General features: G+C 71.5%; 24 protein-coding genes. 22 read left to right on the top strand and 2 right to left on the bottom strand.

The genetic code is table 11. The annotated features are described in order from the left end of the window. Positions 1-93: 93 nt before the first annotated feature. On the bottom strand, positions 94-1671 hold the full coding sequence (locus ACIQOU_RS32730; RefSeq protein ID WP_401542861.1) for an oxidoreductase: 1578 nt from the start codon (positions 1669-1671) through the stop codon (positions 94-96). Positions 1672-1868: 197 nt separating this feature from the next. On the opposite strand from ACIQOU_RS32730, the gene hisD reads away from it, so the two are divergent. The 9 genes from hisD (at position 1869) to ACIQOU_RS32685 (ending at position 8913) form a co-directional block, all read left to right on the top strand. Continuing rightward, positions 1869-3194 carry a histidinol dehydrogenase gene (hisD, locus tag ACIQOU_RS32725; protein WP_401542858.1) on the top strand — a complete coding sequence of 442 codons (1326 nt, stop codon included), beginning with the start codon at positions 1869-1871 and terminating at the stop codon, positions 3192-3194. Next, the gene (locus tag ACIQOU_RS32720) at positions 3191-4312 is read left to right on the top strand and encodes a histidinol-phosphate transaminase (RefSeq protein WP_401542855.1); all 1122 of its coding nucleotides are present in this window, start codon (positions 3191-3193) and stop codon (positions 4310-4312) included. Before hisD ends, ACIQOU_RS32720 begins: the two co-directional genes overlap by 4 nt. Continuing rightward, a complete protein-coding gene (gene hisB, locus ACIQOU_RS32715; RefSeq protein WP_401542852.1) occupies positions 4309-4902 on the top strand; it encodes an imidazoleglycerol-phosphate dehydratase HisB in 594 nt (197 codons plus the stop codon). The genes ACIQOU_RS32720 and hisB overlap by 4 nt, the downstream gene beginning before the upstream one ends. A 2-nt stretch (positions 4903-4904) precedes the next feature. Further along, positions 4905-5069 carry a hypothetical protein gene (locus tag ACIQOU_RS32710; RefSeq protein ID WP_401542849.1) on the top strand — a complete coding sequence of 55 codons (165 nt, stop codon included), beginning with the start codon at positions 4905-4907 and terminating at the stop codon, positions 5067-5069. Continuing rightward, complete coding sequence (hisH, locus tag ACIQOU_RS32705) at positions 5060-5707, top strand: imidazole glycerol phosphate synthase subunit HisH (protein WP_401542847.1); 648 nt, start codon at positions 5060-5062, stop codon at positions 5705-5707. The genes ACIQOU_RS32710 and hisH overlap by 10 nt, the downstream gene beginning before the upstream one ends. After that, positions 5707-6435: a bifunctional 1-(5-phosphoribosyl)-5-((5-phosphoribosylamino)methylideneamino)imidazole-4-carboxamide isomerase/phosphoribosylanthranilate isomerase PriA gene (gene priA / locus ACIQOU_RS32700; protein WP_401542845.1), complete on the top strand. Its 729-nt coding sequence runs from the start codon at positions 5707-5709 to the stop codon at positions 6433-6435. Before hisH ends, priA begins: the two co-directional genes overlap by 1 nt. Then, a complete protein-coding gene (locus tag ACIQOU_RS32695; RefSeq protein ID WP_401542842.1) occupies positions 6432-6839 on the top strand; it encodes a RidA family protein in 408 nt (135 codons plus the stop codon). Before priA ends, ACIQOU_RS32695 begins: the two co-directional genes overlap by 4 nt. Next, positions 6836-7591: an imidazole glycerol phosphate synthase subunit HisF gene (gene hisF / locus ACIQOU_RS32690; protein ID WP_401542839.1), complete on the top strand. Its 756-nt coding sequence runs from the start codon at positions 6836-6838 to the stop codon at positions 7589-7591. Before ACIQOU_RS32695 ends, hisF begins: the two co-directional genes overlap by 4 nt. Before the next feature lie 194 nt (positions 7592-7785). Continuing rightward, the gene (locus tag ACIQOU_RS32685; protein ID WP_401542837.1) at positions 7786-8913 is read left to right on the top strand and encodes an MFS transporter; all 1128 of its coding nucleotides are present in this window, start codon (positions 7786-7788) and stop codon (positions 8911-8913) included. On the opposite strand, the gene ACIQOU_RS32680 is transcribed toward ACIQOU_RS32685, so the two are convergent. After that, positions 8910-9545 carry a TIGR03085 family metal-binding protein gene (locus tag ACIQOU_RS32680; RefSeq protein ID WP_401542835.1) on the bottom strand — a complete coding sequence of 212 codons (636 nt, stop codon included), beginning with the start codon at positions 9543-9545 and terminating at the stop codon, positions 8910-8912. The genes ACIQOU_RS32685 and ACIQOU_RS32680 overlap by 4 nt on opposite strands. Before the next feature lie 81 nt (positions 9546-9626). Between ACIQOU_RS32680 and hisI the strand changes: the two genes are divergently transcribed. The 13 genes from hisI (at position 9627) to ACIQOU_RS32615 (ending at position 25592) form a co-directional block, all read left to right on the top strand. Beyond that, complete coding sequence (gene hisI / locus ACIQOU_RS32675; protein WP_401542833.1) at positions 9627-10022, top strand: phosphoribosyl-AMP cyclohydrolase; 396 nt, start codon at positions 9627-9629, stop codon at positions 10020-10022. An 11-nt stretch (positions 10023-10033) separates the two neighbouring features. Beyond that, complete coding sequence (locus tag ACIQOU_RS32670; RefSeq protein ID WP_401542831.1) at positions 10034-11521, top strand: anthranilate synthase component I; 1488 nt, start codon at positions 10034-10036, stop codon at positions 11519-11521. A 51-nt stretch (positions 11522-11572) separates the two neighbouring features. After that, a complete protein-coding gene (locus ACIQOU_RS32665) occupies positions 11573-12214 on the top strand; it encodes a TIGR02234 family membrane protein (protein WP_401542828.1) in 642 nt (213 codons plus the stop codon). A 455-nt stretch (positions 12215-12669) separates the two neighbouring features. After that, positions 12670-12909 (top strand): HGxxPAAW family protein, encoded by a 240-nt coding sequence (locus tag ACIQOU_RS32660; RefSeq protein ID WP_401542825.1) that lies wholly within the window; start codon positions 12670-12672, stop codon positions 12907-12909. 83 nt (positions 12910-12992) lie between these two features. After that, positions 12993-13427: a DUF2752 domain-containing protein gene (locus tag ACIQOU_RS32655; protein ID WP_401542822.1), complete on the top strand. Its 435-nt coding sequence runs from the start codon at positions 12993-12995 to the stop codon at positions 13425-13427. 139 nt (positions 13428-13566) lie between these two features. Next, complete coding sequence (gene trpC, locus ACIQOU_RS32650) at positions 13567-14376, top strand: indole-3-glycerol phosphate synthase TrpC (protein WP_401542819.1); 810 nt, start codon at positions 13567-13569, stop codon at positions 14374-14376. A 22-nt stretch (positions 14377-14398) separates the two neighbouring features. Next, the gene (trpM, locus tag ACIQOU_RS32645; protein WP_401542816.1) at positions 14399-14584 is read left to right on the top strand and encodes a tryptophan biosynthesis modulator TrpM; all 186 of its coding nucleotides are present in this window, start codon (positions 14399-14401) and stop codon (positions 14582-14584) included. 110 nt (positions 14585-14694) lie between these two features. Further along, on the top strand, positions 14695-15978 hold the full coding sequence (gene trpB / locus ACIQOU_RS32640) for a tryptophan synthase subunit beta (protein WP_401542813.1): 1284 nt from the start codon (positions 14695-14697) through the stop codon (positions 15976-15978). Then, positions 15975-16793: a tryptophan synthase subunit alpha gene (trpA, locus tag ACIQOU_RS32635; RefSeq protein WP_401542811.1), complete on the top strand. Its 819-nt coding sequence runs from the start codon at positions 15975-15977 to the stop codon at positions 16791-16793. The genes trpB and trpA overlap by 4 nt, the downstream gene beginning before the upstream one ends. Before the next feature lie 214 nt (positions 16794-17007). Further along, positions 17008-17784 carry a DsbA family protein gene (locus tag ACIQOU_RS32630; RefSeq protein WP_401542808.1) on the top strand — a complete coding sequence of 259 codons (777 nt, stop codon included), beginning with the start codon at positions 17008-17010 and terminating at the stop codon, positions 17782-17784. A gap of 83 nt (positions 17785-17867) precedes the next feature. Next, complete coding sequence (gene lgt / locus ACIQOU_RS32625) at positions 17868-18911, top strand: prolipoprotein diacylglyceryl transferase (RefSeq protein WP_401542805.1); 1044 nt, start codon at positions 17868-17870, stop codon at positions 18909-18911. Between the two features lie 632 nt (positions 18912-19543). Then, entirely contained in the window at positions 19544-24136 is a 4593-nt protein-coding gene (gene gltB, locus ACIQOU_RS32620) for a glutamate synthase large subunit (RefSeq protein WP_401542802.1), read from the top strand. Then, positions 24129-25592 (top strand): glutamate synthase subunit beta, encoded by a 1464-nt coding sequence (locus tag ACIQOU_RS32615; protein ID WP_401542800.1) that lies wholly within the window; start codon positions 24129-24131, stop codon positions 25590-25592. The genes gltB and ACIQOU_RS32615 overlap by 8 nt, the downstream gene beginning before the upstream one ends. Positions 25593-26193: the final 601 nt, after the last annotated feature.

The following is a 26193-nucleotide window of genomic DNA, read 5'->3' as shown; positions in this document are numbered from 1 at the left end:
TCACCCCTGGTCCCGTCCCCGGTTCTGCCCTCGGTTCTGCCCTCGGTTCTGCCCTCGGTCCGGCCGTCGGTCCCGCTCGGGTCGCCTCGGCGCTCAGCTCCGTCGCAGCAGTCGGGTCGCGCCCGTCGCCACCGTCGTCGCCAGGACCCAGCCCAGCATGATCAACGACGCCGACAGCCACTGCCAGCCGCCACGGGGCTGCCACAGGTCGACCTGGCCCAGATCGATCACCGGCAGCAGCAGATCGAGGGCGTACAGCGCGGGGTTCCACGCCGGGTCCTCGCCCTTCGCGGCGGGCAGCCGGCTCGCGTGGGCGAACGCCAGCGAACTCGCCGCCCACAGCAGCGCCATCCACACCGCGGCCCGCCCCGGGCGGTACCCGTAGGCCACCGTCCAGTCCTGGGCGTACCCCCAGAGCTTCGCGGCGAGCGGGAGGCTCTCGCGGCGCCGGCGCTGCTTGGCGAGCAGCACCTCGCGGGCGTCCTCGTCCTCGCCGCCGGCCCGCAGCACCGCCGCCAGCCGCTCGTACGGCTCCGGGTTGTACTCGGCGGTCGCCGCCGACACCCACGCCAGCCGGATGTTCAGCGGGAACGGACCCTGCGGAACGAGGTTGTCGTAGGAGAAGCCGCCCATGTGCAGGTTGCCCGGGCCCGGCCAGGCGCTGGCCCGGTCGACGAGGTTGGCGACCTTCGCGCCGGACAGCACGACCTTCCCGCGCTGCGGTCTCTCACCCAGGAACCGCAGCTCGGGCGTCTGCACCCGGCGCAACGACAGCTCCTGGTCGTCGGTGAAGGAGAACCGGGCCCGCTCCAGGTCGACGGCGTCCCCGAACCGCCCGTCGTCCAGGCGGGCCCCGCCCTTGCACTCGAAACGCTGTATCCGCGTCCCGCGCGCCGGGGTGGCCCCGCTCAGCATCGGGCTGCCCAGACCGGCCGGCGTCAGATACAGGGTGCGGCCGACGGACAGCTGGGGCGCGTTCAGCGCGAGCCGCCCGTAGGGGTTGGCCAGGCGGGCGCCGCGCAGGCTCAGCGAGACGCCGATCTTGGCGCTGCGCAAGCTCAACTCGCCGTGCGACTCCAGCAGTTCGGCCTGGAGATCCTGGCCGACGGTGAGGCCGTCGGCGGCGATCGAACGGCCGCTGCGGTCGCGGTAGACGATCGCCTGGTTGAGCAGCAGGTCGGTGCCGATCTGCGCGTCGGTGAGGCGGACGCCGTTGTGGAAGCGGCAGCGGGGCAGGTGCAGGTCGCCCTCCGTGTGGACGCGGGCCGCCTCCAGGCGCGGCACCGAGCAGTTCACCAGCCGCACGGTCGTGAAGTGGGCCTCCGGCAGCAGGACGTCCCGCTCGAACCGGCAGCCGCGCAGCTCCAGGTACGGCACCACGGTGCCGCCCGCCAGGTCGAGCGCGCCGCTGACCTGGACCCCGCGCAGCTTCAGCGAGGAGACCCGGCCGGCCAGCGCCGGTGGGCCGTCGAGCAGCAGCCAGCAGATGATCCGCGCCCGCACGGTGCGCTCGGGGCCCCAGGGGTGGCCGCCGTGCGGATCGTCGACGACCGGGTCGCCGTTGCTCAGGTCGTACACACTGCCGTTGCGGAAGGCCTGCCACATGCCGGCCTCCGCGGCGGTCAGGTCGTCGGGCAGGTCTCCCGCCTGGACGCCGCTGCCCTCGGTCACTTCTCTGCCATCCTCGCCCCGCTCGTCCCTGTGCATTCGCACACTTGTTCATGCCCGTGGAGTGACCCTCTGAACACAAGACGTGATGCCGATCTTCCAGGTTCCTCGATGGGGCCGGAAAGTGATCGGGCAGGGGTGTGTATCAGCCATTGATACGCGCGAACGACGCCCGATCTCAGTCTGAGAGAATTGGGCCTGTGATCTCCCGAATCGATCTGCGCGGCGACGCCCTTCCCGAGGGCCCCGCCCTGCGCGCCCTGCTGCCCCGAGCCGACTTCGACGTACAGGCCGCCTTGGAGAAGGTGCGGCCCATCTGCGAGGACGTGCATCATCGGGGCGACGCGGCGCTGATCGAGTTCGCGCAACGGTTCGACGGCGTCCGGCTGGAGCAGGTGAGGGTGCCCGCCGAGGCCCTGGAGAAGGCCCTCGCCGACCTCGACCCCGCCGTCCGCGCGGCCCTGGAGGAGTCCATCCGGCGCGCCCGGCTCGTCCACCGCGCCCAGCGCCGCGCCGACCACACCACCCAGGTCGTGCCCGGCGGCACGGTCACCGAGAAGTGGGTGCCCGTCGACCGCGTCGGCCTCTACGCGCCCGGCGGCCGTTCGGTGTACCCGTCCTCCGTCGTCATGAACGTCGTCCCGGCCCAGGAGGCCGGCGTCGCCTCCATCGCCCTCGCCTCCCCGCCCCAGGCCGACTTCGGCGGCCTGCCGCACCCGACGATCCTCGCCGCGTGCGCGCTCCTCGGCGTCGACGAGGTGTACGCGGCCGGCGGCGCCACCGCCGTCGCGATGTTCGCCTACGGCACCGAGTCCTGCCCGCCCGCCACCATGGTCACCGGGCCCGGCAACATCTGGGTCGCCGCCGCCAAGCGCTACTTCACCGGCAGGATCGGCATCGACACCGAGGCCGGACCGACCGAGATCGCCGTCCTCGCCGACGACACCGCCGACCCGGTGCACGTCGCCGCCGACCTCATCAGCCAGGCCGAGCACGACCCGCTCGCCGCCGCCGTCCTGGTCACCGACTCCGTCGCCCTCGCGGACGCGGTGGCCAAGGAGCTGGAACCGCAGGTCGCGGCCACCAAGCACATCGAGGACCGGATCGTCCCGGCTTTGGCCGGAAAGCAGTCCGCGATCGTCCTCGTCGATGGCATCGACGCAGGCCTCACCGTCGTCGACGCGTACGGCGCCGAGCACCTGGAGATCCAGACCGCCGACGCCGCCGCCGTCGCGGACCGGGTCAGGAACGCGGGCGCCGTCTTCGTCGGCCCCTACTCGCCCGTCTCCCTCGGCGACTACGCGGCCGGCTCCAACCACGTCCTGCCCACCGGCGGCTGCGCCTGCCACTCCTCGGGACTGTCCGTGCAGTCGTTCCTGCGCGGCATCCACCTCGTCGACTACTCGCGGGACGCGCTGGCCGACGTCGCGCACCACGTGGTCACGCTCGCGGAGGCGGAGGACCTGCCCGCGCACGGCGCGGCGATCAAGGCACGATTCGGCTGGAAGGTACCGGCGAACAAGTGAGTTTCGGAATCGACGACCTCCCCGTACGGGACGAGCTGCGCGGCAAGTCCCCCTACGGCGCGCCCCAACTGGACGTCCCCGTACGGCTGAACACCAACGAGAACCCCTACCCGCTGCCCGACGCGCTCGTCGAGCGGATCGCCGAGCGGGTACGGGAAGCGGCCCGGGACCTCAACCGCTACCCCGACCGCGACGCCGTCGCCCTGCGCACCGCGCTCGCCGGCTACCTCACCGACACCGGGGCCCACGAGGTCTCCCTCGCCAACGTATGGGCGGCCAACGGCTCCAACGAGGTCATCCAGCAGCTCCTCCAGACCTTCGGCGGACCCGGCCGCACGGCCCTCGGCTTCGAACCGTCGTACTCGATGCACTCCCTCATCGCCCGCGGTACCGGCACCGGCTGGATCTCCGGGCCGCGCGACGACGACTTCACCATCGACGTCGCCGCCGCCGAGGCCGCCATCGCCGCGCACCGGCCCGACGTCGTCTTCATCACCACCCCCAACAACCCCACCGGCACCGCCGTCCCGCGCGAAACCGTCCTCGCCCTCTACGAGGCCGCGCAGGCCGCGAAGCCGTCGATGGTCGTCCTCGACGAGGCCTACGTCGAGTTCAGCCACGGCGCCTCGCTGCTGCCGCTCCTCGAAGGCCGCCCGCACCTCGTCGTCTCGCGCACCATGTCGAAGGCGTTCGGCGCGGCCGGACTGCGCCTGGGCTACCTCGCCGCGCACCCCGCCGTCGTCGACGCCGTCCAGCTGGTGCGGCTGCCCTACCACCTCTCGGCCGTCACCCAGGCCACCGCGCTCGCCGCCCTGGAACACACCGACACCCTGCTGGGCTACGTCGAGCAGCTGAAGTCCGAGCGCGACCGGCTCGTCACCGAACTGCGCACCCTCGGCTACGACGTCGTCGAGTCCGACGCGAACTTCGTGCAGTTCGGCCGCTTCGACGGCGCGGCCGGCTCACACGCGGCCTGGCAGCGCATCCTCGACCGGGGCGTCCTGGTCCGCGACAACGGCATCCCCGGCTGGCTGCGGGTCAGCGCCGGAACCCCGCAGGAGAACGACGCGTTCCTCGACGCGGTACGTGAACTGAAGAAAGAGGAGCACAGCGCATGAACCGCACAGGACGCGTGGAGCGAGTCACCAAGGAGACGTCCGTACTCGTCGAGATCGACCTCGACGGCACCGGAAAGGTCGACGTGTCGACCGGCGTCGGCTTCTGGGACCACATGCTCGACCAGCTCGGCCGGCACGGCCTGTTCGACCTCACCGTGAAGACCGAGGGCGACCTGCACATCGACTCCCACCACACCATCGAGGACACCGCCCTCGCCCTCGGCGCCGCCTTCAAGCAGGCCCTCGGCGACAAGGTCGGCATCTACCGCTTCGGCAACTGCACGGTCCCCCTCGACGAGTCCCTCGCCCAGGTCACCGTCGACCTCTCCGGCCGCCCCTACCTCGTGCACACCGAGCCCGAGAACATGGCGCCGATGATCGGCGAGTACGACACCACGATGACCCGGCACATCCTGGAGTCCTTCGTCGCCCAGGCCCAGATCGCCCTGCACGTGCACGTGCCGTACGGCCGCAACGCCCACCACATCGTGGAGTGCCAGTTCAAGGCGCTCGCCCGCGCCCTGCGCTACGCCTCCGAGCGCGACCCGCGCGCGGCCGGCATCCTGCCCTCCACGAAGGGCGCCCTGTAGCCATGACCGGACTCTCCACCATCCTCATCGTCGTGGGGCTCTTCCTCATCGGCGGGATCATCTCCTTCGTCAAGCAGCAGATGCCCAAGAGCCTCATCGTGCTGCTGTCGATCGGCGCCGCGATGTGCCTGTGCGCGGGCGTCCTGCGGCTGGAGGTGTGGAATTGAGCCCCGCCAGGAAGGTCGTCGTCTTCGACTACGGCTTCGGCAACGTCCGCTCCGCCGAACGCGCCCTGGCCCGCGCGGGCGCCGACGTCGAGATCACCCGTGACTTCGACCGGGCGATGAACGCCGACGGCCTGCTGGTGCCCGGCGTCGGCGCCTTCGCCTCCTGCATGCGCGGCCTCAAGGAAGCGCGCGGCGACTGGGTCGTCGGCCGCCGCCTGGCCGGCGGCCGCCCGGTCCTCGGCATCTGCGTCGGCATGCAGATCCTCTTCGCCCGTGGCATCGAACACGGCGTCGAGACCGAGGGCCTCGACGAGTGGCCCGGCTCCGTCGAGCCCCTCAAGGCCGACGTCGTCCCGCACATGGGCTGGAACACCGTGTCGGCACCGGCCGACTCCGAGCTGTTCGCCGGCCTCGACGCGGACGCGCGCTACTACTTCGTGCACTCCTACGCCGTTCAGGACTGGACGTTCGAGGACCACAACCCGCATCTGCGGCCGCCCCGGGTCGCCTGGACCACCCACGGCGAACCGTTCGTCGCCGCCGTCGAGAACGGCGCCCTGTGGGCCACCCAGTTCCACCCCGAGAAGTCCGGCGACGCCGGCGCACAGCTGCTGAACAACTGGATCGGAACCCTCTGATGGCTTCGAAGCTCGAACTCCTCCCCGCCGTCGACGTCCGCGACGGCCAGGCCGTCCGGCTCGTGCACGGCGAGTCCGGCACCGAGACCTCCTACGGCTCCCCGCTCGAAGCGGCCCTCGCCTGGCAGCGCGCGGGCGCCGAGTGGCTCCACCTGGTCGACCTGGACGCCGCGTTCGGCACCGGCGACAACCGGGCCCTGATCGCCGAGGTCGCCTCCGCCATGGACATCAAGGTCGAGCTGTCCGGCGGCATCCGCGACGACGACACCCTCGCCGCCGCCCTCGCCACCGGCTGCACCCGCGTCAACCTCGGCACCGCCGCCCTGGAGACCCCCGAGTGGGTCGCCGACGTCATCGCCCGGCACGGCGACCGGATCGCCGTCGGCCTCGACGTCCGGGGCACCACCCTGCGCGGCCGCGGCTGGACCCGCGACGGCGGCGACCTCTACGAGACGCTGGCGCGCCTCGACGCCGAGGGCTGCGCCCGCTACGTCGTCACCGACATCGCCAAGGACGGCACCCTCCAGGGCCCCAACCTGGAGCTGCTGAAGAACGTCTGCGCCGCCACCGAACGGCCGGTCGTGGCATCCGGCGGCGTGTCGTCCCTCGACGACCTCCGCGCCATCGCCGAACTGGTACCCCTCGGTGTCGAGGGCTCCATCGTCGGGAAGGCCCTGTACGCGAAGGCGTTCACGCTGGAAGAGGCTCTGGAGGCGGTGTCCGGGTGACTGACGTACGACGCGTGCGGACCGGCGCCCCCTGGGAGGACGCCTTCGGCTACTCCCGCGCGGTGGAACTCCCCACCGGGCTGGTGCTGGTCTCCGGGTGCACCTCGATCGTCGACGGCGAGATCACCGGCGGCGGCCCCTACGAGCAGGCCGTCAACTCCTTCAACGTCGCCTTCGCCGCCCTGGACCAGCTCGGTCTTGGCCCCGCCGACGTGGTGCGCACCCGCATGTACCTCACTCACGCCCGGGACGTCGACGAGGTGGGCCGCGCGCACAAGGAACTGTTCGACGCGATCCGGCCGGCCGCCTCGATGATCATCGTCTCCGGCTTCGTGGACCCCAGCCTGGTCGTCGAGGTCGAGGTCGAGGCGTACCGCTCCGACACGTCCGGGAGGCCCGCATGACCCTCGCCGTACGCGTGATCCCCTGCCTGGACGTCGACAACGGCCGGGTCGTCAAGGGCGTCAACTTCCAGAACCTGCGCGACGCGGGCGACCCCGTCGAGATGGCCAAGGTGTACGACGCGGAGGGCGCCGACGAACTGACGTTCCTCGACATCACCGCGTCCTCCGGCAACCGCGAGACCACCTACGACGTGGTCCGCCGCACCGCCGAGCAGGTGTTCATCCCGCTCACCGTCGGCGGCGGGGTCCGGGCCGCCGACGACGTCGACAAGCTGCTGCGGGCCGGCGCCGACAAGGTGGGCGTCAACACGGCGGCCATCGCCCGGCCCGACCTCATCCGCGAGATCGCCGAACGCTTCGGCCGCCAGGTCCTGGTCCTCTCGGTCGACGCCCGCCGCACGGAGTCCGGCTCCTTCGAGGTCACCACCCACGGCGGCCGCAAGGGCACCGGCATCGACGCCGTCGAGTGGGCGCACCGGGCGGCGGAGCTGGGCGCGGGCGAGATCCTCCTCAACTCCATGGACGCCGACGGCACCAAGGACGGCTACGACCTGGAGATGATCGCCGCCGTCCGCACGCATGTGACGGTTCCGGTGATCGCCTCCGGTGGCGCCGGCCGCCTCACCGACTTCCCGCCCGCCGTCACCGCCGGAGCGGACGCCGTACTCGCCGCGTCCGTCTTCCACTTCGGTGACCTGCGGATCGGCGAGGTCAAGCAGACCCTGCGGGAAGCGGGCCACCCGGTACGGTGACGCCGCGACGTCCCGATTGACGGGTCCGCTTGCGGGCCACGCCGTCGGGGGGCGTCCTCTTGGGGACGCGCGTTCCTGTATCGCGTCTTCTTGGGGCGCGATGTCTCACGCCGCTCTTCTTGGCTCGATGTAAGTCCCGGTCACCTGGTGGCCGGGACTTACATTCTCGGAGTTCCTCGAAAGGAACGGCAACGGTGTCCGAACCCGTCGGGCCCTCGACCGGCGCCCTCATACCCCCGGCCCCGGCCCCGGTCGCCGCCGGACCGGCCCACCGTGACCCCAACGTGCTGCGCTGGGTGGCCGCCTACACCTCGTCCATGGTCGGCGACAGCGTCTACTACCTCGCCCTGTCCTGGGCCGCCGTCCAGTCCGGCACCCCCGCACAGGCCGGCCTGGTCATGACGGTGAGCGCCGTCCCGCGCGCGCTGCTCATGCTGGGCGGTGGAGTCGTCGCCGACCGGTTCGGGCCGCGCCGGGTCGTCATCGTCAGCGACGCCGTGCGCTGCGCGGCCGTCCTCACGGTCGCCGCCCTGCTCTTCTCGACCAGCCCCGGGCTGTGGCCGCTGGCCCTGCTCGCCCTGGTCTTCGGCACCGTCGACGCGGTGTTCCTGCCCGCCGTGGGCGCTCTTCCCGCGCGCCTGACGACCCACGACCAGCTCGCGCGCGTGCAGGGCATGCGGGGCCTCGCGATCCGCTGCGCCAGCGTCGTCGGCGCCCCGCTCGGGGGCCTGGCCGTGGCGCTCGGCGGCGCGTCGGCGGCGTTCGCCCTGGCCGGTGCGTTGATCGCGGTGTCGCTTCCGCTGCTGCTTGCGGTGCGGACACGGGTGTTGCCGACGGCGCCCGGAGCCGGTGGCGCCCGCCCCGGCGCCTGGCGTGAGCTGCGCGACGGGCTCGGCTATGTCCGACGGCACCGGGTGCTCGCCCCCTTGCTGCTGGCCATCGCCCTCAGCGACCTCGGCTTCGTGGGACCACTCAACGTCGGGCTGACGCCTCGCTGGGAGGTGCGGTTGTTGTTCGGGTGCGGCGCCGTTGTGGCTGGTTGCGCAGTTCCTCGCGCCCCTGAGCGGCGTTGTCGGGCTGTTGGTTGTCTGCTTGGGGGTGCTGGTTGTGCCCTTGGGGGTTGGTGGTCGGGTGCGGGCCGGTGGGGGCTGGTCGCGCAGTTCCCCGCGCCCCTTGGCGGCGTTGCCGGGCTGTTGGTTTGTTTGGGCGGGGGTGCTGGTTGTGCCCGCTTGGGGTTGGTGGGCGGGTGCGGCGCCGTTGTGGCTGGTTGCGCAGTTCCCCGTGTCCCTTGGTGGTGTTGGTGGGGCGTTGGCTGGGGTTAGAGGCCTAGTTGGGTGGTGGTGTGGAGGGTGGTGATGGCTTCTTCGTCGCCGGTCAGGGCTACCGTTGCTGCTTTTTGGCGGCCGGTGGTGAACAGGAGCAGTTCTGAGGGCTGGCCTGTGGCCGTCACCACCGGGGTGCCTCGGTGGGCGACTGTCGTTTGGCCGTCGGGGCGGCGGAGGACCAGGCCGGTCGGGGCGTTGCGGCCCATCATGCGGGCGGAGCGGTCCAGGCGGGACCAGAGGGCGTCCTCGAACACCGGGTCCAGCTCGCGGGGCGCCCAGTTCGGCTCGGCGCGGCGGATGTCCTCGGTGTGCACATAGAACTCGACCGTGTTCGACAACTCGTCGACCTGCTTCAGCGAGAACGGCGAGAAACGCGGCGGACCGCTCCTGATCAGCTGGAGCAGCTCCTCGTACGGCTTCGCCGCGAACTCCGCCATCACCCGGTCGAGCCGAGAGGCGAGCTGCTTGATCAGGATGCCGCCTGCGGCATCGGGACGGCGTTCCCGCACCACCACGTGCGCCGCGAGATCCCGGGTCAGCCAGCCCTCGCAGAGAGTCGGGGCGTCCGGACCCGCGGTTTCCAAGAGATCGGCGAACAGAAGCCGTTCACGCCTGGCGAAGGTCGACATGGAGCCAGCCTACGACCGCCGGGACGGTCCGCCCAGTGGACGGTGGCCCGACTGTCAGTGCGGCGCGGCACAATGGCACCCATGACCAGCACGCCCCCGCCCAGCAGCCTCGACCCCGAGATCGCCGCCCGTCTCAGACGCAGCGCCGACGGGCTCGTCCCCGCCATCGCCCAGCAGTACGACACCGGTGAGGTGCTCATGCTCGGCTGGATGGACGACGAGGCGCTGCACCGCACCCTGACGACGGGCCGCTGCACCTACTGGTCCCGCAGCCGCCGCGAATACTGGGTCAAGGGCGACACCTCCGGCCACGTCCAGCACGTCAAGTCCGTCGCCCTGGACTGCGACGCCGACACCGTCCTCGTCAAGGTCGACCAGGTCGGCGCCGCCTGCCACACCGGCGACCGCACCTGCTTCGACGCCGACGTGCTCCTCAAGGGCGGCGGCGTCGGCAGCGCCCCCGCCACGGATCAGTAAGGTCAGCCGCCATGGATCTTGAGACGTTCCGCAAGCTGGCCACCGACCGACGGGTCATCCCGGTCACCCGCAAGCTCCTCGCCGACGGCGACACCCCGGTCGCGCTCTACCGCAAGCTCGCCGCCGAGCGCCCCGGCACCTTCCTCCTGGAGTCCGCGGAGAACGGCCGCACGGCTTTTCGATGGTCCCGCTACTCCTTCGTCGGCGTCCGCAGCGCCGCCACCCTCACCGCCCGCGACGGACAGGCCCACTGGCTCGGCACCCCGCCCGTCGGCGTCCCGGTCGACGGGGACCCCCTCGCCGCCCTGCGCGCCACCATCGAGACCCTGCACACCCCGCACCAGGAGGGCCTGCCGCCCTTCACCGGCGGCATGGTCGGCTACCTCGGCTACGACATCGTCCGCCGCCTGGAGAAGATCGGCCCCGGCGAACGCGACGACCTCCAGCTGCCCGAGCTGACCATGCTCCTCACCAGCGACCTCGCCGTGATGGACCACTGGGAGGGCTCCGTCCTGCTGATCGCCAACGCGATCAACCACAACGACCTCGACACCGGCGTCGACGAGGCGTACGCGGACGCGGTGGCCCGGCTCGACGCGATGCAGGCCGACCTCACCCGCCCGGTCGCCCAGCCGCCCGCCGTCCTGCCGCCCTCCGAGCTGCCCGAGTACACCGCCCGGTGGGGCGGCCCCGACTTCATGGCCGCCGTCGAGGACATCAAGGAACGCATCCGCGCCGGCGAGGCCTTCCAGGTCGTCCCCTCGCAGCGCTTCGAAACGCCGTGCACGGCCAGCGCGTTGGACGTCTACCGGGTGCTGCGGGCGACCAACCCGTCGCCGTACATGTACCTGTTCCGCTTCGACGGCTTCGACGTCGTCGGCTCGTCCCCCGAGGCGCTCGTCAAGGTCGAGGACGGGCGGGCCATGGTCCACCCCATCGCCGGCACCCGGCACCGCGGCGCCACCCCGCAGGAGGACCAGGCCCTCGCCGACGAACTGCTCGCCGACCCCAAGGAGCGCGCCGAGCACCTGATGCTCGTCGACCTCGGGCGCAACGACCTCGGGCGGGTCTGCGAACCCGGCTCCGTCGAGGTCGTCGACTTCATGTCCGTCGAGCGGTACTCGCACGTCATGCACATCGTGTCGACGGTCACCGGACGCGTCGCGGCGGGGCGCACCGCGTTCGACGTCCTCACCGCCTGCTTCCCGGCCGGCACCCTCTCCGGCGCGCCCAAGCCCCGCGCGATGCAGATCATCGACGAACTGGAGCCCTCCCGAAGGGGGTTGTACGGCGGCTGCGTCGGCTACCTCGACTTCGCGGGCGACTCCGACACCGCCATCGCCATCCGCACCGCCCTGCTGCGCGACGGCACCGCGCACGTCCAGGCGGGCGCCGGGATCGTCGCCGACTCCGACCCGGTCGCCGAGGACCAGGAGTGCCGCAACAAGGCGGCGGCGGTGCTGCGTGCCGTCCACACGGCCAACCGGCTCGGGCGGTAGGCGGCGCTTCACGGAGCCCCGGGTATCGGTGCGCCCGGGGTTCAGGCGATAGTGGAGTACGTGACTGCTGTTCCGAACCCCCGTTCCGAAGCCGCCGGACCCGCGCGGTCCGGCCGCCGGAGTCTCGCGCTGGCCCTGCTGTGCGGTGCGCTGGGCGCGGCCGTCGCCCTGCTGTCCACCCGGCAGCGCTGGTCCGAAGGCACCGCGACGGTGGCCGGCGGCGTGTTCCCGCTCACCGCGAAGGGCAGCGACGTCACCGGCGTCCCGGCCGCCCTCGCCGTGGTCGGACTCGCCGCGCTCGTCGCCGTCTTCGCCGTCCGCCGCGCCGGGCGGTTCCTCGTCTCGGGGCTGCTGGCGCTGTCCGGGGCGGGCACGATCGCCGCCGCGCTGGTGGGGGCGTCCGACAGTTCCGCGCTCGATGAGCAGGCGGCGCAGGCTGCGGGGGACACGTCGGCGACGGTGCATGCGCTGTCGCACACCGGGTGGCCGTATGCCGCGGCCGTCGGGGGTGGGTTGTTGCTCGTGGCCGGGTTGTTGGCGTTGCGGTACGGGCGGTTGTGGCCGGCGATGTCCGGGCGGTACGAGCGGGATGGGGCGCCTCGGGGGAGGCGTTCGGTTGTCCGGGTCGACCCGGACCGGCCCGAGGACATGTGGAAGGCGCTGGATCGGGGCGAGGACCCTACCGGGGCTTAGCAGCTTCGGTGCCGGGTGCCGGGTGCCGGGTGCGGTGCCGGGTGCCGGTTGCGGTGCCGGGTGCACGTGCCCGGTGCGGGGTGGCTGGTCTTGGGTAGCTGGTCCCGGGGGCGTTGAGGGTTTTGCGCCGTTCCCCGCGCCCCTGATGGCAGGGGGAGGGTGGTGGGGGTGCGTGGGCCCGTGCCGGTCCGTCGTGGCTTGTCGCGCAGTTCCCCGCGCCCCTTTCGGGGCGCTGCCGTGAGCGTTGGGTAGATCCTCGGGTCCCTGACGGGGCGCTGCTGTGGGTGTGGGGCAGTTGCTCGGGTGTCTGACGGGCGCTGCTGTGGGCGTGGGATGGGTCGGTGCCCCCCCTGGATGGGCTTGCGGGTGACCCCCGGGGTGCTGGGGGGTGGGGGTGCGGGATGATGTGGGGGAGCGTTCGGCTCAGCAACGTTTACTGCAATGAGGAGCAAGTCATGGCGGGCAGCAGCCACGGACACACCCCGGCCGCCTGGACCGGTGTCACCATCGCCTTCATCGGTTTCTGCATCTCGGGCGCCTTCATGGTCATGGCGCAGCCCGTGGGGTTCTGGGCCGGTATGGCGGTCGTGATCCTCGGCGGCATCGTCGGCATGATCATGCGGGCGATGGGCCTCGGCCAGCCCAAGGCCACCAGCCACCAGGTCGCCCACGTGGCGGCCGACGCCAAGAGCTGACGCCCCGCACCACCTCACGCCCCTGGGGCGGTCCGGTCGCTCCGGGCCGCCCCAGAGCGCGTTCCGGCAGCGCCCGGGGCAGAATGCGGGACGTGGATGTCGACAGCGGGCCGCGCGACACGACCGTCGCCTCCCGGCTCGGCGTGCCCCTCGGGGTGCTCGGCGCGGTCGGCGCGGCCTTCGCCTACGTCGGGACCGTGGACCCCAACCAGCCCGGCCACTACCCGGTCTGCCCGCTCTACCAGGTCACCGGCCTGTACTGCCCCGGCTGCGGCGGACTGCGCAGCGCGCACGCCGTCGCGCACGGCGACCTCCTCGCCGCCCTCCACGACAACGCGCCCGCCGTCCTCGGCTACCTGGCGTTCGCCGTGCTGTGGACCGTATGGGTGGTACGGACCGCGCGCGGCCGTCCGGCCCGGCTCGCGCCACGCCCGGCGCTCCTGTGGACACTGGGCGCGTTGCTGCTGGTCTTCACGGTTGTCCGGAACCTGCCGTTCGGTGGCTGGCTGCATCCTTGAACAATCCGGGGACGTCCAGGTAGTGGGACCGCCGTCAACCGGATGCGGGGCCTACGCCGTCCTGCGGATACCATCACCGTGACCACCGGTTACCACCCGTCGCCGGAAATGCCGAACCGTCTGGAAGGGGGCCGCTCGCGTGAGTGTGCTCGACGAGATCATCGACGGAGTCCGTGCCGACCTCGCGGAGCGGCAGGCGCGCGTCAGCCTCGACGAGCTGAAGGCACGCGCGGCGAAGGCCCCCGCGGCCAAGGACGGCGTGGCCGCCCTGCGCGGCGAGGGCGTCAAGGTGATCTGTGAGGTCAAGCGCTCCAGCCCCTCCAAGGGCGCGCTGGCCACGATCGCCGACCCCGCCGGACTCGCCGCCGACTACGAGGCGGGCGGCGCGGCCGTCATCTCCGTCCTCACCGAGCAGCGCCGCTTCGGCGGTTCGCTGGCCGACCTCGAAGCCGTCCGCGCGCGTGTCGACATCCCCGTGCTGCGCAAGGACTTCATCGTCACCTCCTACCAGCTGTGGGAGGCCCGCGCCTACGGCGCCGACCTCGCGCTGCTGATCGTGGCCGCCCTGGAGCAGCCCGCCCTGGAGTCCCTCATCGAGCGCGCCGTGTCCATCGGTCTCACCCCGATCGTCGAGGTCCACGACGAGGACGAGGTCGAGCGCGCGGTCGACGCGGGCGCCCAGGTCATCGGCGTCAACGCCCGCAACCTGAAGACCCTGGAGGTCGACCGGGGCACGTTCGAGCGCGTCGCCCCCGAGATCCCCGACACCCTCGTCAAGATCGCCGAGTCCGGCGTCCGCGGCCCGCACGACCTCATCGCCTACGCCAACGCCGGCGCCGACGCCGTTCTGGTCGGTGAATCCCTGGTCACCGGCCGCGACCCGAAGACGGCCGTCGCCGACCTGGTGGCTGCGGGCGAGCACCCGGCGATCCGGCACGGCCGCAGCTGATCACCCGATAGGCTGAACGACGATGACCGCGACGATCCCCGCCCCGGACCGGTACGCCCGCCTCGCGCGCGGCTGCCGCCCCCGGGGCTGCCGTGCGCCCGCCCGCCGGGTGCACGGCCGGCGGGTCCGCTACGTCATCGGGGACGAGCCGGGCCAGGTCAACGGCATGCGATGGCACCGGCCGACCAGGGGCGCGGGGCAGCTCTGAGACACGCGGCCCGGCCGCGTCGGTACGGCACAGCTGCTGTCGGCCGCCACACACCTTCCCCGCTCCCACGGCGTTCCGTGTCCTTCACACACCCACCGTGAGGTTTCCGCATGCCCAGCGAGTTCTTCATTCCCGACCCCGACGGCCACGTCCCCAGCGCGGAGGGCTACTTCGGCGCGTTCGGCGGCAAGTTCATCCCGGAGGCGCTGGTCGCCGCCGTCGACGAGGTCGCCGTCGAGTACGACAAGGCCAAGCACGACCCCGAGTTCGCCCGGGAACTGGACGATCTGCTCGTCCACTACACCGGCCGCCCCAGCTCCCTCACCGAGGTGCGCAGGTTCGCCGAACACGCCGGTGGCGCCCGGGTCTTCCTCAAGCGCGAGGACCTCAACCACACCGGCTCCCACAAGATCAACAACGTGCTCGGGCAGGCCCTGCTGACCAAGCGGATGGGCAAGACCCGGGTCATCGCGGAGACCGGCGCCGGACAGCACGGCGTGGCGACCGCGACCGCCTGCGCGCTGTTCGGGCTCGACTGCACCATCTACATGGGCGAGATCGACACCCAGCGCCAGGCCCTCAACGTCGCCCGCATGCGCATGCTGGGCGCCGAGGTCATCGCCGTGAAGTCCGGCAGCCGCACCCTCAAGGACGCCATCAACGAGGCGTTCCGCGACTGGGTCGCCAACGTCGACCGCACCCACTACCTGTTCGGCACCGTCGCGGGACCGCACCCCTTCCCGGCCATGGTCCGCGACTTCCACCGGGTCATCGGTGTCGAGGCCCGCCGCCAGATCCTGGAGCGCGCCGGCCGGCTGCCCGACGCCGCGATCGCCTGTGTGGGCGGCGGCTCCAACGCCATCGGCCTGTTCCACGCGTTCATCCCGGACGCCGACGTCCGCCTGATCGGCTGCGAACCCGCCGGGCACGGCATCGAGACCGGCGAGCACGCGGCGACCCTCACCGCGGGCGAGCCCGGCATCCTGCACGGCTCCCGTTCCTACGTCCTCCAGGACGAGGAGGGCCAGATCACCGAGCCGTACTCGATCTCGGCCGGTCTCGACTACCCCGGCATCGGGCCCGAGCACTCCTACCTCAAGGACTCGGGACGCGGCGAGTACCGCGCGGTCACCGACGACGCCGCCATGCAGGCCCTGCGCCTGCTGTCGCGCACCGAGGGCATCATCCCGGCCATCGAGAGCGCCCACGCCCTGGCCGGTGCCCTGGAGGTCGGCAGAGAACTGGGCGAGGACGGTCTGATCGTCGTCAACCTGTCCGGGCGCGGCGACAAGGACATGGACACCGCCGCCCGTTACTTCGGCCTGTACGACACCGACGCCGAGGTCGCCGCCGACGCGACGGCCACCGCCGAGATCGAGGGGGACGCCAAGTGAGCGGCAACATCCGGCTGTTGGGCGACACCCTCGCCACCGCCAAGTCCGAGGGGCGCGCCGCGCTCATCGCCTACCTGCCCGCCGGGTTCCCGACCGTGGACGGCGGCATCGAGGCGATCAAGGCCGCGCTGGACGGCGGCGCCGACGTCGTCGAGGTGGGCCTGCCGCACAGCGACCCCGTCCTGGACGGTCCCGTCATCCAGACCGCCGACGACATCGCCCTGCGCGGCGGCGTCAAGATCGCGGACGTGATGCGGACGGTCCGCGAGGCGCACGAGGCGACCGGCAAGCCGATCCTGGTCATGACGTACTGGAACCCGATCGACCGGTACGGCGTCGAGCGGTTCACCGCGGAGCTGGCCGAGGCGGGCGGCGCGGGCTGCATCCTGCCCGACCTGCCGGTGCAGGAGGCCGGACTGTGGCGGGAGCACGCCGAGAAGCACGGGCTCGCCACCGTCTTCGTCGTCGCCCCCAGCAGCAAGGACGCGCGGCTCGCCGAGATCACCGCGGCGGGCAGCGGCTTCGTCTACGCGGCGTCCCTGATGGGCGTCACCGGCACCCGCGCCTCCGTCGGCGCGCAGGCCCAGGACCTGGTGGAACGGACTCGGGGCACCGGTACCGCACTGCCGGTCTGCGTCGGCCTCGGCGTCTCCGACGCGGCCCAGGCCGCCGAGGTGGCCGGCTTCGCCGACGGTGTGATCGTCGGCTCGGCCTTCGTCAAGCGGATGCTGGACGCGCCCGACGACGCGGCCGGTGTCGAGGCGGTCCGCGCACTCGCCGGTGAACTGGCCAAGGGCGTACGCCGACAGGCCTGACCCAGCCGCCGGGACCGGCTCGGCCCACCTCACAGGACCGGGCCGACCGGGTTGGGCCGACCGAGTTGGCCGACCGGGTTGGGCTCGCCCGCACGGACGGGCTGGCTCACTCTTGAGGGTGGTCGGTTCCGTATCTTCAGAACATTCGGTCACTCGAACGGGTGGACCTCGGACCGGGGAGGCGCTCAGCGCCTCCCCGGTTCGTTCTGGGGGTGTGAGCGAGAAGAATCGTGACGGAAAGCGCACCGCCCGCGAGCGGCTGGCGGTCGAGCGGGAGAAGCAGAAGTCGTCGGAGAAGCGGCGGCGCACACTGGTCGTCGGTGCCAGCGTCGTGTGCGTGCTGGCCCTCGCGGCGGTGATCGGCGTGGTCGCGGCGAACGCGGGCAAGGACGACGGCAGCGCGTCCGCAGGCCCCGCCGTCGCCCCCTCCGGGGCCCAGGGCAAGGACGGCCTCGCGATCCCGGTCGGCAAGGAGGGCGCCAAGTCGACGCTCACCGTGTGGGAGGACTTCCGCTGCCCGGCCTGCAAGGGCTTCGAGACGACCTACCGGCCGGTGATCCACGAGCTGATCGACGCCGGGCAGCTCCAGGCCCAGTACCACCTGGTCACCCTCATCGACGGCAATCTCCGCGGCACCGGTTCGCGCACCGCGGCCAACGCGGCGGCCTGCGCCCAGGACGCCGGGAAGTTCCGCCCCTACCACGACGTCCTGTACGAGAACCAGCCCGCGGAGACCGACGACGCCTACGCCAGGACCGGCAAGCTGATCGAGCTGGCCGGCAAGGTCAAGGGCCTCGACACCGAGACGTTCCGCAGCTGCGTCAAGGACGGCACCCACAACAGCTGGGTCGCGAAGTCCAACGAGGCGTTCGGGAAAGGCGGGTTCAGCGGCACGCCGACCGTCCTGCTGAACGGCACGAACATCTACGCGGACCAGTCGATGACCCCGGCCAAGCTGAAGCTGATGGTGGAGAAGGCCGCCCAGGGGTAAGCGGATTCTCACGTCCCCGTTATGGACCCGTAGCCGGGCCGCCCGTCGTAGGCCCCGCCCGGCACGGTAGCGTCGTATCCGCCATGGAACTTGCCTACATTCCCAGCCCGTCGCGCGGGGTGCTGTACCTCGGCCCCATCCCGCTGCGTGGCTACGCGTTCTGCATCATCATCGGCGTCTTCGTCGCGGTCTGGCTCGGCAACAAACGCTGGATCGCCCGCGGCGGACGGACCGGCACGGTGGCCGACATCGCGGTCTGGGCCGTGCCGTTCGGCCTGGTCGGCGGCCGCCTCTACCACGTGATCACGGACTACGAGCTGTATTTCAGCGAGGGCCGTGACTGGGTGGACGCCTTCAAGGTGTGGGAGGGCGGCCTCGGTATCTGGGGCGCGATCGCCCTCGGCGCGGTGGGTGCCTGGATCGGCTGTCGCCGCCGGGGCATCCCGCTGCCCGCGTACGCCGACGCCATCGCCCCCGGCATCGCCCTCGCGCAGGCCATCGGCCGCTGGGGCAACTGGTTCAACCAGGAGCTGTACGGCAAGGAGACCCACGTCCCCTGGGCGCTGCACATCACGTCCTCGGCGGACGGCCGGGTGCCCGGGTACTACCAGCCGACGTTCCTCTACGAGTCGCTGTGGTGTGTCGGCGTCGCCTTCCTCGTCCTGTGGGCCGACCGGCGTTTCAAGTTCGGGCACGGCAGGGCGTTCGCGCTGTATGTCGCCGCGTACTGCGTGGGCCGGGCGTGGATCGAGTATCTGCGGGTGGACGACGCCCACCACATCCTCGGGCTGCGGCTGAACGACTGGACGGCGATGATCGTCTTCCTGCTCGCGGTTCTCTACCTCGTCGTGTCGTCGAAGAAGCGGCCCGGCCGTGAGGAGATGGTCGAGCCGGGGGCTGCGGAGGATGCGGCCGGCGGTTCCTCCGGGGAGGGGAACGAGGCGGGCGGCTCGGGCGCCGAGCCGGGCAAGGAACCCGACGATGCCGAGCCGGGCAAGGAACCCGAGGGCGTCGAGGATGCCGAGCCGGGCAAGAAGCCCGAGGGCGAGAAGTCTGAGGGCGGGAAGCCCGAGGCGGCGGAGTACACGACCACGAAGTCTGGGGTGGAGTCGGCCGAGAAGAGCTGACGTCGGTTCCAGCACAGCGAGGGCGCCCGGGATATCCCGGGCGCCCTCGCTGTGTGTGGCCGGGGGCTGGGGAGGGTCGTGGTCGGGTGCGGCGCCGTGGGGGCTGGTCGCGCCCACGCGGCGGAGCCGCACATCGATACAGCCCCACGCCCCTGATCGGGGCTCAGGCAGCTCGCCCTGGGCGGTGCGGCGGCCGGTGTGACCTACACCCTGGGCAGCCTGTTCGGGGCGGCCGTAGGATAGCTCGGCCGCTACTTATGCGGGGGCTCGCATAAGTAGCCGTTACCCCCTGGTTTCGAACGCTTAACCAGCGGGCATGAGCCGTAAGCGCTGCGAGCAAGGGAGCCCGCCGCGCATCCGCGGGACGGGCGACGACGCTTCTCTCGCCCCCCGGGTCGATGGACACCGATCTGACCGATCTCGTCCCCCTCGATCCCCCCGACCCCGAGCTTTTCAGCTGTCCGGCGACGTATCCCCAGCCGTCGGCTCCGGCGTCCGCATGTTGGTACGCGGTATCCCACTTCCCGAGCACCGCTCCATCATGTAACCTGCACGAAATTTTGCACTCAGCAGAGGGCCAACGTCGTCCCTCGGCAATCTGCATGCCACTTGAGACGACGACGGGAGAGCCGATGCGTACGCCGCGCCAGCCGTCCCAGCATTCCGGGAATGGCCAGAACTGGTCCTTCATGGATGCTCGCCCTGCTGCGCAGGGTATGTACGACCCCCGTAACGAGCGCGACGCATGCGGCGTCGGATTCGTGGCCACCCTCACCGGCGAGGCCAGCCACACCCTGGTCGACCAGGCCCTGACCGTGCTGCGCAACCTTGAGCACCGCGGCGCCACCGGCTCCGAGCCGGACTCGGGCGACGGCGCCGGCATCCTCTCCCAGGTGCCCGACGCCTTCTTCCGTCAGGTGGCCGAATTCGAACTGCCCGAGGCGGGCTCCTACGCCGTCGGCATCGCCTTCCTGCCGCCCGACGCCACCGCCGACGCCGTCTCACAGATCGAGACGATCGCCGCCGAGGAGGGCCTCACCGTCCTCGGCTGGCGCGACGTCCCGGTCGCCCCCGAACTCCTCGGCGCCACCGCCCGCTCGACGATGCCCGCCTTCCGGCAGATCTTCGTCGCCGACGGCACCGCCACCGGCATCGCCCTCGACCGCAAGGCGTTCGTGCTGCGCAAGCGCGCCGAACGCGAGGCCGACGTCTACTTCCCGTCGTTGTCGGCGCGCACGATCGTGTACAAGGGCATGCTGACCACCGGCCAGCTGGAACCCTTCTTCCCGGACCTGTCCGACCGCCGCTTCGCCTCCGCGATCGCGCTCGTGCACTCCCGGTTCTCCACCAACACCTTCCCCTCGTGGCCGCTCGCGCACCCGTACCGGTTCGTCGCGCACAACGGTGAGATCAACACCGTCAAGGGCAACCGCAACTGGATGCGCGCCCGCGAGTCCCAGCTCGGCTCCGAACTGTTCGGCCAGGGCGACCTGGAGCGGATCTTCCCGCTCTGCACGCCGGACGCCTCCGACTCCGCGTCCTTCGACGAGGTCCTCGAACTCCTGCACCTCGGCGGCCGTTCGCTGCCGCACTCCGTGCTCATGATGATCCCGGAGGCCTGGGAGAACCACGCCTCCATGGACGCCACCCGGCGCGCCTTCTACCAGTTCCACGCCACCATGATGGAACCGTGGGACGGCCCCGCCTGCGTCACCTTCACCGACGGCACCCAGGTCGGCGCGGTCCTCGACCGCAACGGCCTGCGCCCCGGCCGCTACTGGGTCACCGACGACGGCCTCGTCGTCCTCGGCTCCGAGGTCGGCGTCCTCGACATCGACCCCGCCAAGGTCGTCCGCAAGGGCCGCCTCCAGCCCGGCCGCATGTTCCTCGTCGACACCGCCGAGCACCGCATCATCGAGGACGACGAGATCAAGGAGCAGCTCGCCACCGAGGCCCCCTACGCGGAATGGGTCGAGGCCGGCGAGATCGAGCTGAGCGACCTGCCCGAGCGCGAGCACATCGTCCACACCCACGCCTCGGTCACCCGCCGCCAGCAGACCTTCGGCTACACCGAGGAAGAACTCCGCGTCATCCTCGCCCCGATGGCCAAGTCGGCCGCCGAGCCGATCGGCTCCATGGGCACCGACTCGCCCATCGCCGCCCTCTCCGAGCGCCCGCGCCTGCTCTTCGACTACTTCACACAGCTGTTCGCGCAGGTCACCAACCCGCCGCTGGACGCCATCCGCGAAGAACTCGTCACCTCGCTGCGCTCCTCACTCGGCCCGCAGGGCAACCTCCTCGACCCGAGCGCCGCGTCCTGTCGCAGCGTCCTGCTGCCGTTCCCGGTCATCGACAACGACGAGCTGGCCAAGCTCATCCACATCAACGCCGACGGCGACATGCCCGGCTTCAAGGCCGCGACCCTCTCCGGCCTGTACCGGGTCTCCGGCGGCGGCGACTCCCTCGCCGCCCGCCTGGAGGAGATCTGCGCCGAGGCCGACGCGGCCATCGACAACGGCGCCCGCCTGATCGTCCTGTCCGACCGGCACTCCGACGCCGAGCACGCGCCGATCCCGTCGCTGCTGCTCACCTCGGCCGTCCACCACCACCTCATCCGCACCAAGGAGCGCACCCACGTGGGCCTCCTGGTCGAGGCCGGCGACGTCCGCGAGGTCCACCACGTCGCCCTGCTCATCGGCTTCGGCGCCGCCGCCGTCAACCCCTACCTGGCCATGGAGACCGTCGAGGACCTGGTCCGCGCCGGCACCTTCCTGCCCGGCGCCGAACCCGAGCAGGCCATCCGCAACCTGATCTACGCCCTCGGCAAGGGCGTCCTGAAGGTCATGTCCAAGATGGGCATCTCGACCGTCGCCTCCTACCGGGGCGCCCAGGTCTTCGAGGCCGTCGGACTCGACCAGGCCTTCGTCGAGAAGTACTTCAGCGGCACCGCCACCAAGATCGGCGGCGTCGGCATCGACGTCATCGCCAAGGAGGTCGCCGCCCGGCACGCCAAGGCCTACCCCGCCACCGGCATCGCGCCCGCCCACCGCGCCCTGGACATCGGCGGCGAGTACCAGTGGCGCCGCGAGGGCGAACCGCACCTGTTCGACCCGGAGACGGTCTTCCGCCTCCAGCACTCCACCCGCACCGGCCGCTTCGACATCTTCAAGAAGTACACCGACCGGGTCAACGAGCAGTCCGAGCGCCTGATGACGCTGCGCGGCCTGTTCGGCTTCACCTCCGACCGCCCCGCGATCCCCGTCGAGGAGGTCGAGCCGGTCTCCGAGATCGTCAAGCGCTTCTCCACCGGCGCCATGTCGTACGGCTCCATCTCCATGGAGGCCCACGAGACCCTCGCCATCGCCATGAACCAGCTGGGCGGCAAGTCCAACACCGGTGAGGGCGGCGAGGACCCCGAGCGCCTCTACGACCCGGCCCGCCGCAGCGCCATCAAGCAGGTCGCCTCCGGCCGCTTCGGAGTCACCAGCGAGTACCTCGTCAACGCCGACGACATCCAGATCAAGATGGCCCAGGGCGCCAAGCCCGGCGAGGGCGGCCAACTGCCCGGCCACAAGGTGTACCCGTGGGTCGCCAAGACCCGGCACTCCACGCCCGGCGTCGGCCTCATCTCCCCGCCGCCGCACCACGACATCTACTCCATCGAGGACCTCGCCCAGCTCATCCACGACCTGAAGAACGCCAACCCGAAGGCGCGCATTCACGTCAAGCTGGTCTCCGAGGTCGGCGTCGGCACCGTCGCCGCCGGTGTCTCCAAGGCCCACGCCGACGTCGTCCTCATCTCCGGCCACGACGGCGGCACCGGCGCCTCCCCGCTCACCTCCCTGAAGCACGCGGGCGGCCCCTGGGAGCTGGGCCTCGCCGAGACCCAGCAGACGCTGCTGCTCAACGGCCTGCGCGACCGCATCGTCGTCCAGACCGACGGCCAGCTCAAGACCGGCCGCGACGTCGTCATCGCCGCGCTGCTCGGCGCCGAGGAGTTCGGTTTCGCGACCGCGCCGCTCGTCGTCTCCGGCTGCGTCATGATGCGCGTCTGCCACCTCGACACCTGCCCCGTCGGCATCGCCACCCAGAACCCGGTGCTGCGCGACCGCTTCGCCGGCAAGGCCGAGTACATCGTCAACTTCTTCAGGTTCATCGCCGAAGAGGTCCGCGAGATCCTCGCCGAGCTGGGCTTCCGCACCATAGAGGAGGCCGTCGGCCACGCCGAGGCCCTCGACGTCACCCGCGCCGTCGACCACTGGAAGGCCCAGGGCCTCGACCTGGCCCCCCTCTTCCACGTGCCCGACCTGCCCGAGGGCGCCGCCCGGCACCGGACGATCGCCCAGGACCACGGCCTGGAGAAGGCCCTCGACAACGAGCTGATCAAGCTCGCCGCCGACGCCCTCGCCGCCTCCGGCGCCACCGAGGCCCAGCCGGTCCGCGCCCAGGTCAAGGTCCGCAACATCAACCGCACCGTCGGCACCATGCTCGGCCACGAGGTGACCAAGAAGTTCGGCGGCGCCGGTCTGCCCGACGGCACCATCGACGTCACCTTCACCGGCTCCGCCGGCCAGTCCTTCGGCGCCTTCCTCCCTCGCGGCGTCACCCTGCGCCTGGAGGGCGACGCCAACGACTACGTCGGCAAGGGCCTCTCCGGCGGCCGCGTCGTCGTCCGCCCCGACCGGGGCGCCGACCACCTCGCCGAGTACTCCACCATCGCGGGCAACACCATCGCCTACGGCGCGACCGGCGGCGAGCTGTTCCTGCGCGGCCGCACCGGCGAACGTTTCTGCGTCCGCAACTCCGGCGCCCTGGTCGTCTCCGAAGGCGTCGGCGACCACGGCTGCGAGTACATGACCGGCGGCCACGCGGTGATCCTCGGCGAGACCGGGCGCAACTTCGCGGCCGGCATGTCCGGCGGCGTCGCCTACCTGATCGACCTCGACCGCGACCACGTCAACGCCGGCAACGCCGACGCCGTCGAGGAACTGGACGACGCCGACAAGCAGTGGCTGCACGATGTGGTGCGCCGGCACCAGGAGGAGACCGGTTCCACGGTCGCCGAGAAGCTGCTCGCCGACTGGGACACCGCCGTCGCCCGCTTCAGCAAGATCATCCCCAGCACGTACAAGGCAGTGCTCGCCGCCAAGGACGCCGCCGAGCGCGCGGGTCTCACCGAGACCGAGATCACCGAGAAGATGATGGAGGCGGCGACCCATGGCTGACCCGAAGGGCTTCCTCAACCACGGCCGCGAGGTCGCCACCTCCCGCCCCGTCGACGTACGCCTGAAGGACTGGAACGAGGTCTACGTCCCCGGCTCCCTGCTGCCCATCATCAGCAAGCAGGCCAGCCGGTGCATGGACTGCGGCATCCCCTTCTGCCACAACGGCTGTCCGCTCGGCAACCTCATCCCCGAGTGGAACGACTACGCCTACCGCGAGGACTGGGGCGCCGCCTCCGAACGCCTCCACGCGACCAACAACTTCCCGGAGTTCACCGGCCGCCTGTGCCCCGCGCCCTGCGAGTCGGCGTGCGTGCTCGGCATCAACCAGCCGCCGGTCACCATCAAGAACGTCGAGGTCTCCATCATCGACAAGGCGTGGGAGACCGGTGACGTCGCCCCGCAGGTGCCCGAACGCCTCTCCGGCAAGACCGTCGCCGTCATCGGCTCCGGCCCGGCCGGACTCGCCGCCGCCCAGCAGCTGACCCGCGCCGGTCACACGGTCGCCGTCTACGAGCGCGCCGACCGCGTCGGCGGCCTGCTGCGGTACGGCATCCCCGAGTTCAAGATGGAGAAGCGGCACATCAACCGCCGCATCGAGCAGATGCGCGCCGAGGGCACCCGCTTCCGCACCGGCGTCGAGATCGGCCGCGACCTCAAGGCGACCGACCTCAAGAAGCGCTACGACGCCGTCGTCATCGCCGCCGGTGCCACCACCGCCCGTGATCTCCCCGTCCCCGGCCGGGAGTTGAAGGGCGTCCACCAGGCGATGGAGTACCTGCCCCTGTCGAACAAGGTCCAGGAGGGCGACTACGTCACCTCCCCGATCTCGGCCGAGGGCAAGCACGTCGTCGTCATCGGCGGCGGCGACACCGGCGCCGACTGCGTGGGCACCGCCCACCGACAGGGCGCCGCCTCCGTCACGCAGCTGGAGATCATGCCGCGCCCCGGCGAGGAGCGGAACGCCGTCTCGCAGCCGTGGCCGACGTTCCCGATGCTCTACAAGGTCACCAGCGCGCACGAGGAGGGCGGCGAGCGGGTCTACTCCGTCTCGACCACCCACTTCGAGGGCGACGAGGACGGCAACGTCCAGTGGCTGCACCTCACCGAGGTCGAGTTCATCGACGGCAAGCTGACCCCGAAGCCGGGCACCGAGCGCAAGATCCCGGCCCAACTGGTCACCCTCGCCATGGGCTTCACCGGCACCGACCGCGACAACGGCCTGGTCGAGCAGTTCGGCCTGGACCTCGACGAGCGCGGCAACGTCGCCCGCGACGCCGACTTCCAGACCAATGTGCCGGGCGTGTTCGTCGCCGGTGACGCCGGCCGCGGCCAGTCGCTCATCGTGTGGGCGATCGCGGAGGGCCGTTCGGCCGCCCGCGGCTGCGACCGCTTCCTGGCCGGCGCCAGCGACCTGCCGGCCCCGATCCGCCCGACGGACCGCTCCCTCATGGTCTGACGGGCCCCCAAAAAAAGACGTCCGTACAACGGCGTACGGAACCGCAGAGGCGCCTGCCCATCAGTCCCCGACCGGACCGTGGGCAGGCGCATCCGCGTGTCAAGGAACGCGCGGGGGAGGGGCGTTGGGCCATACGCCGGGACCTGGGCGGGGGAGGCCGGGGGTGGCGGGGCGCCGTGGTTCCCGCGATCCGTGTCAACGGGGCCGGGTCCGCGGGGGTGTTGAGGCGCACCCTTAAGGCGACGCGCCGGAAAACGGCACCCTTAAGGCGACGCGCCGGAAAACGGCACCCTCAAGGTGACGCGCCGGAAAACGGCACCCTTAAGGTGACGCGTTGGCGAAACGGCGCCTTTAAGGCAACGTGCTGACGAGACGGCACCTTCGTGTGACGCGGCGGCGAAACAGCGCTCTTAAGGTGACGTGGCGGCGAAACGGCGCCCTCAAGGTGACGCGTTGGCGAAACGGCACCTTTAAGGCAACGTGCTGACGAGACGGCACCTTCGTGCGACGCGGCGGCAAAACAGCGCCCTTAAGGCGACGCCCCGGCGAAACAGCGCCCTTAAGGTGACGCCCCGGCGAAACGGCGCCCTTAAGGTGACGC

The sequence above is a fragment of the Streptomyces sp. NPDC091279 genome, assembly GCF_044757465.1.
Lineage (GTDB): Bacteria > Actinomycetota > Actinomycetes > Streptomycetales > Streptomycetaceae > Streptomyces.
This window is presented reverse-complemented; position numbering and strand designations above follow the sequence as displayed.